Source organism: Streptomyces hoynatensis, from assembly GCF_003626535.1.
GTDB lineage: Bacteria > Actinomycetota > Actinomycetes > Streptomycetales > Streptomycetaceae > Streptomyces > Streptomyces hoynatensis.
Map to the genome: position 1 here is coordinate 22149 of NZ_RBAL01000035.1, position 13489 is coordinate 35637.

At 71.9% G+C, this 13489-nt stretch carries 12 protein-coding genes and 5 pseudogenes; 8 read left to right on the forward strand and 9 right to left on the reverse strand.

The genetic code is table 11. The features are described from left to right. Window positions 1-244 precede the first annotated feature (244 nt). A complete protein-coding gene (locus D7294_RS30710; RefSeq protein WP_120685102.1) occupies window positions 245-1087 on the reverse strand; it encodes a LysR family transcriptional regulator in 843 nt (280 codons plus the stop codon). A 72-nt stretch (window positions 1088-1159) separates the two neighbouring features. Here D7294_RS30710 and D7294_RS30715 point away from each other — a divergent pair, with 72 nt between their 5' ends. Together D7294_RS30715 and D7294_RS32155 are read left to right on the forward strand one after the other, a co-directional pair. Then, window positions 1160-2449 carry an MFS transporter gene (locus tag D7294_RS30715; protein WP_206619589.1) on the forward strand — a complete coding sequence of 430 codons (1290 nt, stop codon included), beginning with the start codon at window positions 1160-1162 and terminating at the stop codon, window positions 2447-2449. Between the two features lie 725 nt (window positions 2450-3174). Beyond that, a complete protein-coding gene (locus D7294_RS32155) occupies window positions 3175-3420 on the forward strand; it encodes a hypothetical protein (protein WP_158674739.1) in 246 nt (81 codons plus the stop codon). On the opposite strand, the pseudogene D7294_RS33895 reads toward D7294_RS32155, so the two are convergent. Further along, window positions 3374-3622, reverse strand: a pseudogene (locus D7294_RS33895) (reverse transcriptase/maturase family protein); the annotation flags it as partial. The gene D7294_RS32155 and the pseudogene D7294_RS33895 sit on opposite strands and share 47 nt — an antisense overlap. A 495-nt stretch (window positions 3623-4117) precedes the next feature. Between D7294_RS33895 and D7294_RS30730 the strand changes: the two are divergent. After that, a complete protein-coding gene (locus D7294_RS30730) occupies window positions 4118-4654 on the forward strand; it encodes a transposase (protein ID WP_422070762.1) in 537 nt (178 codons plus the stop codon). Here the strand turns inward: D7294_RS30730 and D7294_RS30735 are convergent. From D7294_RS30735 to D7294_RS30750, 3 genes are all read right to left on the reverse strand, one after another. Continuing rightward, window positions 4630-5052: a VOC family protein gene (locus tag D7294_RS30735; protein ID WP_120685106.1), complete on the reverse strand. Its 423-nt coding sequence runs from the start codon at window positions 5050-5052 to the stop codon at window positions 4630-4632. The genes D7294_RS30730 and D7294_RS30735 overlap by 25 nt on opposite strands. 435 nt (window positions 5053-5487) lie before the next feature. Next, a complete protein-coding gene (locus tag D7294_RS30745) occupies window positions 5488-6564 on the reverse strand; it encodes a hypothetical protein (protein ID WP_120685107.1) in 1077 nt (358 codons plus the stop codon). A gap of 46 nt (window positions 6565-6610) precedes the next feature. Continuing rightward, entirely contained in the window at window positions 6611-7204 is a 594-nt protein-coding gene (locus D7294_RS30750) for a CGNR zinc finger domain-containing protein (protein ID WP_120685108.1), read from the reverse strand. A 136-nt stretch (window positions 7205-7340) separates the two neighbouring features. Here D7294_RS30750 and D7294_RS30755 point away from each other — a divergent pair, with 136 nt between their 5' ends. Both D7294_RS30755 and D7294_RS30760 read left to right on the forward strand, forming a co-directional pair. Beyond that, complete coding sequence (locus D7294_RS30755) at window positions 7341-7844, forward strand: MFS transporter (protein ID WP_241562739.1); 504 nt, start codon at window positions 7341-7343, stop codon at window positions 7842-7844. Beyond that, window positions 7826-8137: pseudogene (locus D7294_RS30760) on the forward strand (integrase core domain-containing protein); the annotation flags it as partial. The gene D7294_RS30755 and the pseudogene D7294_RS30760, both read left to right, overlap by 19 nt. Before the next feature lie 118 nt (window positions 8138-8255). On the opposite strand, the gene D7294_RS30765 reads toward D7294_RS30760, so the two are convergent. After that, a complete protein-coding gene (locus D7294_RS30765) occupies window positions 8256-8942 on the reverse strand; it encodes a TetR/AcrR family transcriptional regulator (protein WP_241562740.1) in 687 nt (228 codons plus the stop codon). 188 nt (window positions 8943-9130) lie between these two features. Between D7294_RS30765 and D7294_RS30770 the strand changes: the two genes are divergently transcribed. From D7294_RS30770 to D7294_RS33545, 3 genes and pseudogenes are all read left to right on the forward strand, one after another. Beyond that, on the forward strand, window positions 9131-10063 hold the full coding sequence (locus D7294_RS30770) for an alpha/beta fold hydrolase (protein ID WP_120685110.1): 933 nt from the start codon (window positions 9131-9133) through the stop codon (window positions 10061-10063). A 51-nt stretch (window positions 10064-10114) separates the two neighbouring features. Continuing rightward, window positions 10115-10351: a helix-turn-helix transcriptional regulator gene (locus D7294_RS30775; RefSeq protein WP_120685111.1), complete on the forward strand. Its 237-nt coding sequence runs from the start codon at window positions 10115-10117 to the stop codon at window positions 10349-10351. Between the two features lie 132 nt (window positions 10352-10483). After that, window positions 10484-10671: pseudogene (locus D7294_RS33545) on the forward strand (site-specific integrase); the annotation flags it as partial. A gap of 432 nt (window positions 10672-11103) precedes the next feature. Here D7294_RS33545 and D7294_RS30795 read toward each other — a convergent pair. The 3 genes and pseudogenes from D7294_RS30795 to D7294_RS34120 all read right to left on the reverse strand — a co-directional run. Next, window positions 11104-11228: pseudogene (locus tag D7294_RS30795) on the reverse strand (IS5/IS1182 family transposase); the annotation flags it as partial. A 124-nt stretch (window positions 11229-11352) separates the two neighbouring features. Continuing rightward, complete coding sequence (locus tag D7294_RS33830) at window positions 11353-12615, reverse strand: tetratricopeptide repeat protein (RefSeq protein ID WP_479681737.1); 1263 nt, start codon at window positions 12613-12615, stop codon at window positions 11353-11355. A 33-nt stretch (window positions 12616-12648) separates the two neighbouring features. Beyond that, window positions 12649-12990 (reverse strand): annotated as a pseudogene (locus D7294_RS34120) (NB-ARC domain-containing protein); the annotation flags it as partial. Window positions 12991-13489 lie beyond the last annotated feature (499 nt).

Genomic DNA, 13489 nt, shown 5'->3' on the forward strand with positions numbered 1-13489 from the left:
GGACCGGCGTGGGCGCTGCGCCGCGGCGGCCGTCCGGGCCGCCGGGCGCGGGCCGCGGGTCATTCCCGCGGGTCATTCCTCGGCCAGGGCGGCCTCGCCTACCAGGCCGCACAGCCGGACCGCGGCTCGTTCGAGCGCGGCGATCGTGATCTCGCGGCGCTCGGGGCTCACTCCGCCCCTCGGGCCACCCCGCACACCGCGACCCGGTCCGCGGCGGCCCCGCGCGCCGCGCTCCCCGGCCCGCTCACACCGTGCGCCGCAGCGCGGTCTCCACGGCGTCCACCAGCGGGTCGCCCGCGGTCCTCGGGTGCCGGGCGAGGCCCAGTTCGACGTCCGGCAGGGTGGGCAGGACGCCCGCCTCGTGGCAGGCCATGGCCGGTTCGAGGTTGCCCGGCAGGAGCGCCGCCACGCCGAGTCCGGCCCGCACCGCGGCGAGCACCCCGGCCAGGCCGTTGCTCTCGAACGCCACCCGCCAGCGCCGCCCGGCGCGTTCCATCGACTCCAGCACCGAGGTGCGCCAGGTGCACGGGTTCGAGAACAGCACCACGGGCAGCGGATCGGCGGCCACGTCCACGCCGGGGCCGACCGCCCAGACCAGCGGCCGGCGCACCGTCCAGCGCGGCGGCCCAGGAACGTCCTGCGCCTCGTCGAGCACCAGCTGGACGCGGCCGCCGTCGTAGGCCTCCCGCATCGCGGCCCTGGAGAGGCTGAGCACCTCCAGCGTCGCGCCGGGGTGCAGCCGGCCGAGGTCGGCGAGGGCCTGCGGAAGCTGGGAGGCGGCGAGGTCCTCCAGCAGCCCGACGCCGCAGTGGCCGGTGAGCGCGCGCCCGGCCTCGCTGAGCGCCTGCGCGCAGAGCGAGAGGATGCGTTCGGCGTAGGGGAGGAGTTCCTCACCCGCGCGGGTGGGGGAAACCCCGGACGGCGAGCGGTGCAGCAGCGGACGGCCGACGGCGCCTTCGAGCTTGCGCAGTTGCTGGCTGAGCGCGGGCTGAGTGTGCCCGAGTGCGACCGCGGCGCGACTGATGCTGCCCGTCCGCACGGCGGCGACGAATGCCCGCAGCAGCACGGTCTCCAGATCTCTGGCCATAAGCCCGCACTATGTCACCCCCAACGAAATAAGCACTTCCTATGGTCTCGCCGGTTGTTCTAGCGTCCTGGGGTGACCGGTTACCGACAGGTGCTCGCCGTGCCGGGGATGGCATCGCTGCTGGCCGTGACGCTGCTCGCCCGCGCCGCGATCACCGCGGACGCGACGGCGCTGACGCTGCACGTCGTGCTCGGCCTCGACCTGAGCTACGCGGCAGCCGGCGGTGTCGTCGCGGCCCTGACCGCCGGGGTGGCGCTGGGCGGGCCGCTGCTCGGCCGCCTGATCGACCGGCGGGGCCTGCGCGCCGTGGTGCCGGCGACCGCCGCCGTGCAGGCCGCGTTCTGGCTGAGCGTGCCGGTCCTGCCCTACGGGGCCCTGCTGGGCGCGGCCCTCGCGGCGGGGTTGCTGATGGTGCCGGTGCAGCAGGTGACCAGGCAGGCGATCGCCGCGATGACGACGCCGGCGCAGCGCCGGGCCGCCTTCGCGCTGGAATCGGTGCAGGGCGAGCTGACGTACATGGTGGGCCCGGCGGTGGTGATCCTCGGCGCGGCGAGGCTGTCCCCCGACGCGGTGGTGTGGGGGGTGGGCGCCGTCATCGTGACCGGCGGCGCCGGGATCGCCCTGCTCAACCCGCCGCTGCGCACCGAGGACGAGCCCGGCCCCGGCGCGGCCGGACGGCCCCGGCGCCGCGAGTGGCTGGGCGCCCGCCTGATCGCGGTCCTCACGATGGCCCTCGGCACCACGACCCTGCTCAGCGGCATCGACCTCGCCATCGTCGCCACGCTCGAAGAGGCGGGGCAGGTGTCCTGGGCCGGGGTGGTCGTGGCCGTGCTCGGCGCGGCCTCCGTCACCGGCGGGCTGGTGTACGGGGCGCTCACCGTGCCGCTGCCCACCTGGCTGCTGCTCGGCCTCCTCGGGCTCCTGACGCTTCCCGCCGGCCTCGCCCACGACTGGCCCTGGCTGTGCCTGGCCCTGGTCGGCGCCGGCCTGCTCACCGCGCCGACCCTCTCCACGGTGGCCGACGCGGTGAGCCGGCTGACGCCGGCCGGCGTACGGGGCGAGGCCACCGGCATGCAATCCGCGGCGCAGAGCGCGGGTTTCGCGCTCGGGTCCCCGCTCGTCGGGGCGGCGATCGACGCCTCGGCCCCGGCGGGCGGCTTCGCGACGGCCGGCCTGGCCGGCCTCGCCGCCGCCCTCACCGGCTGCCTCCTCATCCGCCGCCCGGCCCCGCAGCAGAAGGCAGGCGAACCCCCGCGCCCCGCAGCACACCCGGCCGAGGCGGCCCCGCCTCCGGCCCCGGCCCCGGCCCCGGCCCCGGCCCCGGGAGACCTCCCGGGGATGCCCCACGCGGAAACCCGCTGAGCGAGGACCGGCCGGGGGCAACCACCCCCGGTTCCGGCCCCGTTCGCGCCGGTCGCCTCCCCGCACGCCCAGGGCACACCCCCATGGGACCGCAGGGGCGCACCCGCGCCGGCGGGGCGCGGTGGACTCTCCCACGAGGGGAGGGTCCACCCCCGGGCGCTTGCACGACGACCCGATGTCGGTCGGGCACTTCGCGCGCCTGGTCCGGCTGAGGAGGTGTTTGAGAACGCTCCCTTCGGGGCGGCCGTCGCCGTAGCGTGGAGGGGTGACCAGGCGGAGTGGACGTCCGCGTGGGCGGTGGTGTCCGGAGTACGGCAGCCGGTTGAAGCCGAGGGCTCGGCCGGGAGCCGTGTTCTGCTCGCCAGCGTGTCGCGCCAGGCACTGGCGCATGGTCCGCCGGACGAAGGCCCGCGTGGCGGTGATCCGCAGCGGCCCCGATGGCGAAGCGGTCTGCCCGGTCTGCGGGACGCCATGGGCGGCCGGAGTCGAGCGTCGCGCGGATGCGGTCTACTGCTCGCCGCGATGCAGAACCAGGGCCTGGCGGGATCGTCAAGCGTTCGCGGAACCGTCACAGTGACGCCTTCCCGAACGCTTGTGGACCCTGAAACGGTATCAACTAACCCCGTTATGGGGGATATCGGGCCGGAGCAGACTGCCGGGCAACTCGCGCCGGAGTTGTCGTCGGCAGCACGGAGGCCGCCCCCGGTGCGCAGGTGGTGATGGCCATGCCCAGCAAGGTCGGGGCGCTGGAGATCGAGCCGCTGCGCTCCCACGGCGGCTCGATCGGCGGGCAGAGTGAGGAGTTGTTCACCGTCGAGGAGTCGCTCGGGCTGTTCGCCGAGTACATCGGGATACCGGCATCGACGGTCAAGATGTACCGGTGGGTCTCTACCCGCTGGCCTCAGCTCCGCCGGCAGCCCGGGTTCTCGCCGGACTCCATCGATACCGCTCATGGCGGAGAGCATCGATGATGCGCTCGATCTTGCCCAGCGACATGCCGTCCACGGTCTCCCCGGTGGCCCCAGGCGTCATCGCCCCCTTGTTGGAGTACAGACGCCCGTAAGCCAGCAGATACAACTGCGGGTTGAACAACTGTCGATACAGCTCATCGCACGGCAGGCCACGTCTGCCGCGCTCACGGAGGACACTCAGCACCGTTTCGGCGTTCTGCATTACGCATACCTCCCGATTTCTGCGTGTCCGATCACCTGGCCCCCTTCGCTCTGCGGATGGCCTTCCCATCCTCCTTGGCCGGTCGTGACTCCGGCGACTACTACGGGGCCTCCGTCGCCTAGGGTTCTCACCCCGTAGGCGATCCCGTGTTCGTCCCTGTCATACGTAATAGCGCGACTTAGGCGCCCCATTCATTCCCTTCAATACCCTCATTGGGCATCGCTCCGCACCCCGAAGGCTGCGTCAAGTCGTCAACTACCTCAACGCAGAGTGCGGCACCGGTTTCAGGCGCTTTTCCGGTGGATTCAATTTTTAATCTTCTGGGAATTGGGGTTCAGGCAGTATAGCTTTCGCCATATCACGCGGGTCCCACGACGCCGCCGTCCCCAACGCCTGGGCCCGGCCGTCGCTTTCCTGGCATGCTGCGGTCCCCTTCACCATTTCGGATCCAGGTAATCCATTGGACCCAAGAACCTCCCTTCAAGTTCCTCCCGGCTGAACCGGGGATATAACAGGGCGCCTCACGGCGCACTGGACGCCATCCGCTACATCGTGGACAACGGGGCGAAATGGCAGGCCCTGCCAGCGGGCTTCCCGCCCTGGGAGACCGTCTACGCCGTCTTCCGCAGATGGCACCGGGCCGGGGTGGTGGCCTGGATCCGCGACCAGCTCCGCCGCCGGATCCGCACCGGCAAGGGCCGCTGCCCCTACCCGGTCACCCTGATCGTCGACTCCCAGGCGGTGAAAGGCGCCTCCACCGTCGCGGCCGCCAGCCGCGGCTACGACGCCGGGAAGAAAATCAACGGCCGCAAGCGACACATCGCCGTCGACACCCTCGGTCTGCCGGTGATGATCACGGTGACGCCTGATGACCCGCCGGCTGACCCACAAGGGCTCCCGGACGAACTGGTCGAAGAAGCCCTGATCGCACCCGTACCGGGCTGCCAGCGCCGCAACACCAGGACTGCGGCCCAACCGGCCGGGGTCCTCCAGCGCTGCCCGGCGCCCTACGCCAGCGAAGGGCCGCGGTAGGTGCCGAAGGTCCACAAGTTGCCCTCCGGATCCCGCACCGTGCACACGTACGCCGCGTCGCCCGACCCGAACCGGGTCTCATGCGGCGGTTCGAGAACTTCGCCTCCGGCGTCGACCACGCGTCGGTGCACCGCGTCCACGTCGTCGCTCACCACGTAGACCGCGCTGGTTCCCGCCCGCATCCGCCCGTGCACGCTGTCCGTGTGCCGGGTCGAACCGAACACCAGCGCACCCCCGCCAGGCCACCGCAGTTCGGCGTGCCCGATCCCGCCGTGCTCATCCGGCGCGGCGACCACGTCCGCAAAGCCCAGCACGTCGACCAGAAAGCGCAGCGCCGCCCTCGTGTCGTCGTAGTGCAGGACAGGCCACACGGAGGATGGGGAGGCATCAGGCGACATGCCGCTCATTGTAGGTCCCGCAGGTCGCCACGCCTCAAGAGCCCCACAGACACCCGGACCGCCGTAACCTGCACCGCCCCGAGCAGAACACCGCCTCCGCCGCCTTCGACATCGGCAACGGATCACCACACTCCCGAAAGTACCGGCGCACCGCCTGATCCGATCTCACACCACGATCACCCAAACCAGGCAAAAACTCAGCACAGAGTTCCCAAATACCTCCTGAGCGTCAAACAGCTCCGCAACTGCGCGGATCTCGGCCTGCCGCGGCCGGCCAGGGTGGACCCGGCCACCGGGTACCGCTCCTACCGGCCGGAGCAGGCGCGGGAAGCCCTGTCCATTGCGCTGCTGCGATCGCCCGATGTCCCGCTGGGCACCAGCGGTGTGGTGCCGGCGGGGCAGGAGCCCGCCGTCGTCCTGAAGGCAGCCGGCAGTTCACTGGATCAGGTCGGTGTGCGGGTGCTCGGGAGAGGTGGGGCACACATAGAGCTGCATGTTGTCCGTGCTGCCCACTTCGACCTTCGTCGGCTGCGCCGGGTCCAGGCCGGCGCGATGACTGGGCGCGTAGGCGTCGGCCCGGTCCTCGTACGGCGCCCAGCCTCGTCGCTCACCACCGTCCCATTCGAAGGAGGCGATGGTCAGCAGCGGGACCATCTGAGCTTCGCAGACCGTGCAGTAACGGCGGTACGGATCGGTGCGGCCCCACGGGGGCCAGCCGCCCACCTTCCAGCCGGGGGCGTCAGCCAGGTTGCCGTCGTAGAACTCCGCCGGATAGTCCGCGTACGAGCCGTCCACGCCGACGCCGGCCGCCTGCCATCTGCCCCAGTCCCCCACCGCCTGCCGCAACTCCGGGCTCAGGTCGAGGCTGTTGGGGTACTCGGTGATCGCCTCCGGTGCCAGCAGACACGGCTGCGGCACGTAGCCCTCGTAGTTCACCTCGAACGGTTCCGGCGGCGTGGCGAGAACGTCGCCGACCGTGGCGGCGGACCGCCAGAACAGCGCGGTCGCGGGCTTGTAGTCCGGATCGTGGTCGTAGGGGCACCAGAGGACCTGCAGCAGATCGGCCCGGCCGGGCGGCCGCAACAGGGGTATGTCCCGCAGATACAGCTGGGCCACGGGCAGCAGGGGGACCGGGCAGTCCGCGGGCAACGGAGGGCCGGCGTCGAGGCGCTCCCCGAGCACCGCGGCGCTCCGCTCCTCGATCGCCTTCTCCTCGGGCGTGCGCGCGGGACCGTCGGGATCGCGGTGCAGCCGCTCCCTGATGCGCCTCTTCCGCCGCACGTCCGCCGGCGACTGGCGGAACCCACTGTCACGATGCAGGTGCGAGGCTTCGCAGTGCGGCCACGGCTCCTCCACCGGCCACAGCAACGGCCCCCCGACCGAACTCTCCCTGACCGAGGGCGATCCCGGCCGGGGATGCAGCCGGATCGCCGGACGCGCCAACGGAGCCAGCTCGGGAAAGACCGCGGTCACCTCGACCGGCCGCGGCGGAGTGGTGCGTACGAAACCCATGCCGGCGATCCTGCCACCAGCCACCGACAGTCCCCAGGCACCCCAGTCAGCGGGTGGGCTGCCGGGCGGCCGGTTGTTTCGCCACGACCGCCTGCGGAACGACCTCGCCGACCGGCCGGGTGACCGCGGCTCGTGCCCGGTGCCTGCGTACGGCGTCGCGATTGGCGCAGCGAGGTGAGCAGTAACGCTGTCGTCCGGTCCGCGAGGTGTCGGCGAAGGCCCTGCCGCACTCGATCACCTCGCAGCGCCGCAGCCGGTGCATGCCCCGGCCCGCCAGATGCAGTGCGGTACCGACCGCGAACAGCGTGAACAGCACGGAGCCGAGCGGTTCCTCCGGGTCCCGGTAGTGCAGATGCCAGCCGGTGCCGGGGTGGGAGGTCAGTCGCGGGTAGGCGGCTGCCTCGGCCAGCATCCGGTTCAGCAGATCGGCGCGCTCCTGCTCTCCGGCCGTGTCGACAATCCGCTCCCAGGCGTTCAGTGCGGCCTGGCAGCGGCTGAGATCGTCCGCCGTCACCCGGCGTTCCAGGGCGAGCCCGGCGGCGCGGCAGCGGTCTGCCAGCTCGGCCGCGCTCTCGGGCCGTCGATTGGCCAGGTCCGCGGCCAGGTTCACCACATCCTCGCCGTAAGGGTTGAGTTGTATAAGGCCATTACATCAATGTGGTCGGCATGACACAACAAGCCGCCAGGCTCGCCGGAACCCAGGCCGGCGACCCGTGGCGCCATCGCTGGATCGTGCTGGCATCGCCACCTTCGCCCAGGCCGCATCCGGCTTCTTCGTGAGCGGTCTCGGAGCGCTCGGCGTCCACTTGCAGAGCGCCCTGGGCCTGAGCACGGCGCAGCTGGGTCTGCTCGTTTCGGCAGCCCAACTGGTGCCACTGGCAGGGCTGTTGGTGGCCGGCGAACTCCTTGACCGCTACAGCGAGCGCTGGGTGGTCGGGAGCGGGGCCGGCCTGGTCGCGCTGGCCCTGGGCGCGGGGAGCCTGGCTCCGGGCTACGCGGCCCTGCTGGTCGCGCTCCTGGTGGCCGGCACGGGATACAGCACCGTCCAGCCGGGCGGGAGCAAGTCGGTGGCCTCCTGGTTCGACGCGTCACAGCGCGGCTTCGCGATGGGCGTCCGGCAGGCCGGGCTGCCGCTGGGAGCGGCGCTCGCCTCGGCCGTACTGCCGCTCGTCGCCGAGGAGTTCGGCTGGCGGGCGACGCTGCTGACCGGCGGCTTCGTCGCGCTGCTCGGGGCCGGCCTCTTCATGGGCTGCGCCGCACCACGATCGAACGGGTCCTGACCGACAACGCCTGGGCCTACACCAAGAACACCTGGCGCGACACCTGCCGCGACCTCGGCATCAGCCCCCGCTGGACCAGGCCCTGGCGGCCCCAGACCAACGGCAAGGCCGAACGCTTCCACCGCACCCTGCTCGACGAATGGGCCTACCAGCGGCCCTACACCTCCGACGTCGAACGACAAGCCGCATTCCCCGACTGGCTGGACTGGTACAACTACCACCGACCCCACACCGGCATCGGCGGCCACCCACCAGCCAGCCGCGTCACCAACCTGTCCGAACAACACACCTAGGCAGTGTCTGGTGGATCAGGATTTTGGCCAGATGAGGATGCTGGCGAGGTAGTGGAGGGCGAGTTTGTCGGTGCGCATGGCCAGGCCGCGCCACTGCCGGTCGGCGGGTCGGGGCATTTCACTTTTGGTCTCCCGTGAGCAGGCCGGCAAGCACCCGGCGGGCGGTGCGCTCGAAGAGGGCCTGGAGGTCTTCGGGGAGGCCGGATGCGGCGGATTCGGCCAGGGCCGCGGCGAGGAGGGGGCGGGTGCCCTCGGCCGCGGCTCGGGCCAGGTAGCCGGCCTGGGCCGCGTGCCGTTCGGTGGAGGTCTGTGCGGCCTGTAGTTCCGTCCTGGCGAAGAGCTTCGCCAGACCGCTGAGCAGGGCCACCGTCTCCAGCCGGGCGTGGCCGGGCAGCGCCGCGGGCGCCATCGCCGTGAGCGCGCGTTCCAGGTAGTCCAGGCCCCGGGGTCCGAGCCGCAGCCGCTCCGGCGGGACGTCGAGCAGCCACGGGTGGCTCAGGTGGAGCGCCCTCGCCTGGCTGGCCAGGGCGAGCAGGTCCTCGACGGGATCGCCGCCGAGCGGCGCGGTGAGGTCGATCTCGCCCGTCATGGCGTCCGCCATCAGGTCGATGAGTTCGTCGCGGCTGGAGACGTAACGGTAGAGCGAGGCCGGTCCGGTGCCCAGTCGTCCGGCCACACGGCGCATGGTCACCGCAGCCAGTCCGCTCTCGTCGGCCAGGGCCACCGCGGCGGCGGTGACCTCGGCGCGGCTGCGCTCGGGCGCGGGACCACGCGCGCCCCGCGCAGGGCGTTCCCAGACAGTCACGGCTGCCTCAGCCGGTTCAGTCGGTCCGGTCGGCTCAGCCGCCGACTCGCCTGCCCCTGCCTCCAGCGCCCTGCCCCGCATCCTGTCTGGCACCCCACCCGTCCCTCCGTCGTCCGAGCCTCTATCCTAAAAGCGCGAACAGCGATCGCAGTATCGGCTTGCATCCAGCCGCATGAGGGAGAGACGAGATGAGCGCATCCCCGGAAGGGCCGTGGACCCCGGTTCGCTGGGCCGAGAACGGGAAGATCCGGCTGGCCTTCGACCGGTTCACCGAGGGGGCGGGCGGTGAGCCGTTGCTGCTGGTGATGGGGCTCGGGGCCAGCCGTCAGTGGCTACCGGACGGGCTGTGCCGCGAGCTGGCCGGCCAGGGCTTCGACGTGGCCCGTTACGATCCGCGCGACGCCGGCGAGTCCACGCACCTGCCGCCGACTCCCAGCCGCAACCCGATCGCCGCGCTCTTCGGGAAGCGCGGCGAGGCCTACACCGCCGAGGACATGGCCGACGACGCGGTCGCGGTCATGGACGCCCTGGGCTGGGGGTCGGCGCACCTGTTCGGCCAGTCGCTCGGCGGCGCCGTCGCCCAGCGCGTCGCGCTGCGGCATCCGGACCGGGTGCGGACGCTGACCTCGATGTCCGCCGTCCCCGGGGACGTCGCGGGGCTGCGAACGCTGCGGTACATCCGGTTGGGCACCCTGGCGAAGTTCGCCCGGCTGAGATTCCCCGACACCCGGGAGGGTGACATCGCGGCCGGCGTCGCCGTCTCCCGGCTCCTCGCCTCGCCCGCGCGCCCGTTCGACGAGGGAGCCGCCCGAGCGTGGGCCGAGCGGATCGCCGACCACGGCGTCCGGGACCAGGAGGCCCAGAGTCGGCAGATCGGCGCCCAGTGGCACGGGCCGTCGATCGAGCGGGTCCGCGCGCCCACATTGGTGCTGCACGGCGCGGACGATCCGTTGATCCGGCCCAGCGGCGGGCGCCGCACCGCGGCCCGCATCCCCGGCGCCCGTTTCCAGCTGCTGCCCGGGGTCGGTCACGAGATGCCGGAGCCGGCGTGGGGGGACATCGCCGCCGACATCCGGCGGCTGGCGGACGAGGCGCCCAACGGCGCCGACCGGGAGGGGTGACGCCGACGGTGCCGTGTGGTTGCGTGCCCGCTGTCAGATGTAGCACCCCCCATGGGTGAGCAGGTGCACAACAGGCTGTCCGTGGTGCGCCCGGAGCGGAAGGTGACGCGACGCGTGCCGGCGGAGGCCGTTGGTGCGCACTACCAGACGATCGGGCACATCGAGCGCGGGCAGTACAACCCGAGCCTCGACCTGGCCGCCGCGTACTTCGGGCTGCCGGTGGAGGCGATCTTCTCCCTGCAGCCCTTCACGAACTGCTCACCGTGCAGGAGGTCATCGCGTGGCTGAAGCCGGCCCGCTCCACCGTGTACGAGCTGATCCGTGCGCGGCGCCTGGCATCGTCACCATCGGCCGGGCTCGTCGGGTTCCCGCCTCGTCTCTGCACGAATTCATCGCCAACCGGATTGCAGGGGAGGCGTAATGGCACAGCAACGCAAGAAGAACCCCAACGGCGCGGGCACCATCACCAAGCGTAAGGACGGTCGTTATCAGGCGGCCGTCCACGTCCTCCAGCCAGACGGCACCCGGGCGCGGAAGTTCGCTACGGCAAGACATGGGCCGAGTGCGATGCCAAGGGTCGTGATCTGCTGGCCATGGTGGACAACGGCCGCCGGCGTGGCGCCGCGGGTCGCTGGAGATCCTCGGGCACTCCCGAATCAGCATCGCCATGGACGTCTACACCCACGTCGTCCAGGACACCCAGCGGGAGGCAATCAGCCACATGGACCGGCTGCTCGGAAGGCATCCCGTGCGTCGGTGACCGCCGCCGTTGATGTCAAAACCTGATGTCAAACGCCCCGGACCACGATCGGTCCGGGGCGTTTGCGCTGGTGCCCCCGGCAGGGCACCACACAGAGGGGAACGCTCATGACCTGTGGCTTTCCGGTCACCAGGTGACGGTGGAAGCAATGTTTCGTCTCTGATGCCGGCTGCCGCGCAGAGAACTCGACTGACAGGCGGGCTGGTGCGCGTTCGCCGCCACGGCGGAATCCAGGGACAAGGAAACAGCAGACGGCCCGGGTCGGTCTAGCGGTGACGACACCCCGCCGCACCGCGTCCGCGCCCTCACGACGAAGTATGGTCACCAGCTCGCGGAACAGCCGCGGGCTCAGCCCGGTGAACAGGGCCTCCAGGACGGCTGCGCCGGGGTGATCACACCACTCACCCATCTCACCCGCGACCAGCCGTTACGGGACAGATATTTGTTGAGTCCACCGACTCTTTGACACCGTTTCGCCCGCACGCTCCGGGCTCGTTCCGGCCATGCGCCGCCGGTTAACGGTCTTGTTTCAGGGATCGGTCGATTCATCCACGGTCGCCTCGCCCTGCCACCAGGCGAGGTTGTCGCGGGTGGTCAGGGTGTCGGAGTGGTCGGGGCCCAGCACCCGCACCCGGTCCGCAAGCAACTCCTCGAACGCAGCCACGGCACCCGCCACGTCCCCCGCCTCGCCCTGCCACCAGGCGAGGTTGTCGCGGGTGGTCAGGGTGTCGGGGTGGTCGGGGCCCAGCACCCGCACCCGGTCCGCCAGCAACTCCCCGAACGCAGCCGCGGCACCCGCCACGTCCCCCGCTCTACCCCGCCAGTAGGCGAGGTTGTGGCGGGTGGTCAGGGTGTCGGGGTGGTCGGGGCCGAGGTGGTGGTGGGTGGCTTGGGCCATGTGGTGGAAGTGGGTGAGGGCGGCAGTGACCTGGCCGGCTTCGCCGAGGCTCCGGCCGGTGCGGAAAAGCACCGGGTGGGCGTTGGGCCGGTAGAGGGCGTCTTCGGCGGCGCGGGTGAGGGCGGCGGCGTTGGCGCGCAATGCACCGGCGAGGCCGGTGTCGCGTTCGATGCCGGGCCAGGCGTCGGTGAGGGCGTCGGCGGCGGTGCGGGCGAGGTGGTCGTGCCCGGTGGGAGTGAGGGTGTCACGGGTGGCGCGCTGGATGAGCTGGTGGACGCGGACGGCGATGTGGGGGGTGGCGGGGGCGTGGTCGATGAGGCTGAGCCGGTGCAGGGCACGCAACGCGAGCGTGGCATCTTCAGCCGTGACCCGGCCTGGCAGGTGGGAGGTGCCCGTGCCGGTGGGGGTGCTTGTGTCGGTGGGAGTGCCTGTGCCGGCGGGGGTGCCCGTGTTGGTGGGGGTGCGGTTCTCGGTCAGGTAGGTGAGGGCGGGCTGGGAGGTCAGGACGGTGGCGGGGATGCCGTTGGGATCCAGCAGGGCTGTCAGGTGAAGCATGGGGCGTGCCAGCCCCGCCGGGCGCAGGGTGTCGGCGTGCTCGATGGACAGGGCCCAGGTGGCGGCCACGGTGGCACGCTGGTCGTCGGGCAAAGCACCGTCCGCGGGGACCAGGTCGGCGAGCTTCCCCTTCCGGCCGGCCAGCAGGGCACGGTAGCCGGCGCAGGACAGAAGTGTGTCGGTGAGGTAGGCGGCGGCCTGGGACAGGGCCAGCGGCAGGAATCCCAGGTCGCGGGCGAGCGCGGCGAGTTGCCCGTCGGGTTCACTGCGGCCGAAGGCGCTCAGGGCCTGGGTGAGGTAGGCGACCGCTTCGGCCTCGGTGAACACGCCGACACTCACCACACGGCCCCGGCCCGTCAAGGCCGCGTCACGGCGGCGGGTGGTGACCAGAACCCGCCCCAACGGGGAGGCAGGCGGCCACAGACCCCGCAGGTGGGCGGGATCGGTGACATCGTCCAAAACCACCAGCCAACGACACGGCCTGGCCCCGGGTTTGGGCTGAAGCCACGCCAGAAAAGCACGCGCCGCCTGATCGGCATCGCCGGGATCGGCACCGCACAGTTCCGCACCCGCCTGGGCATAGGCGGCCACAATCGCCTCGCGGCTGCCCGCACTGATCCAGACCAGCACATCCACCCCACCCGGCTTGAGACCCCGTTCCCAGGCCATGCGGGCATACTCGGCCGCCAGCTGCGTCTTGCCCACCCCGCCCATCCCGGACAGCACCTGGCACAGCACCACCGTGCCCCCCTCGGCAACCGCCTCCCGCAACCACCCCGCCTGCACCCGACGCTGGAAGGCCCCAGCCCGCGGCGGGATCACCCCAACCTGATGCGGCCACGAAGCCGGGGAACGAGACGCCTTCACCGTGACATTGCCGTGGATCTGACCGACCGCGATGCCCCCACCGAAAGCGGACACGCCGCCCGAAGGCGCAGAGGCGCCCGGGCCAGAGGATTGCCGGGGGTGGCGTGGGCCTGGGTGCGCCGGGTCTCCGCTCAGCCCTGAGGCGGAGCCGGCGGTGAAGGGTTTCCGATGCTCGCGCCTCCGTGCACGACGCCCGCAGCGATGGAACCGCCCTCCGCGGTGATGCTCACATCCCCCGCGACGGCCAGGCCCCCCTCCCCGGCCGACGCCCCACCGGCAGACCGGCGGTGCTCCTCCAGCAACACCCGCAGGAGACGGCCGGCTTCGTCCCGCTCACCCTCGGGGA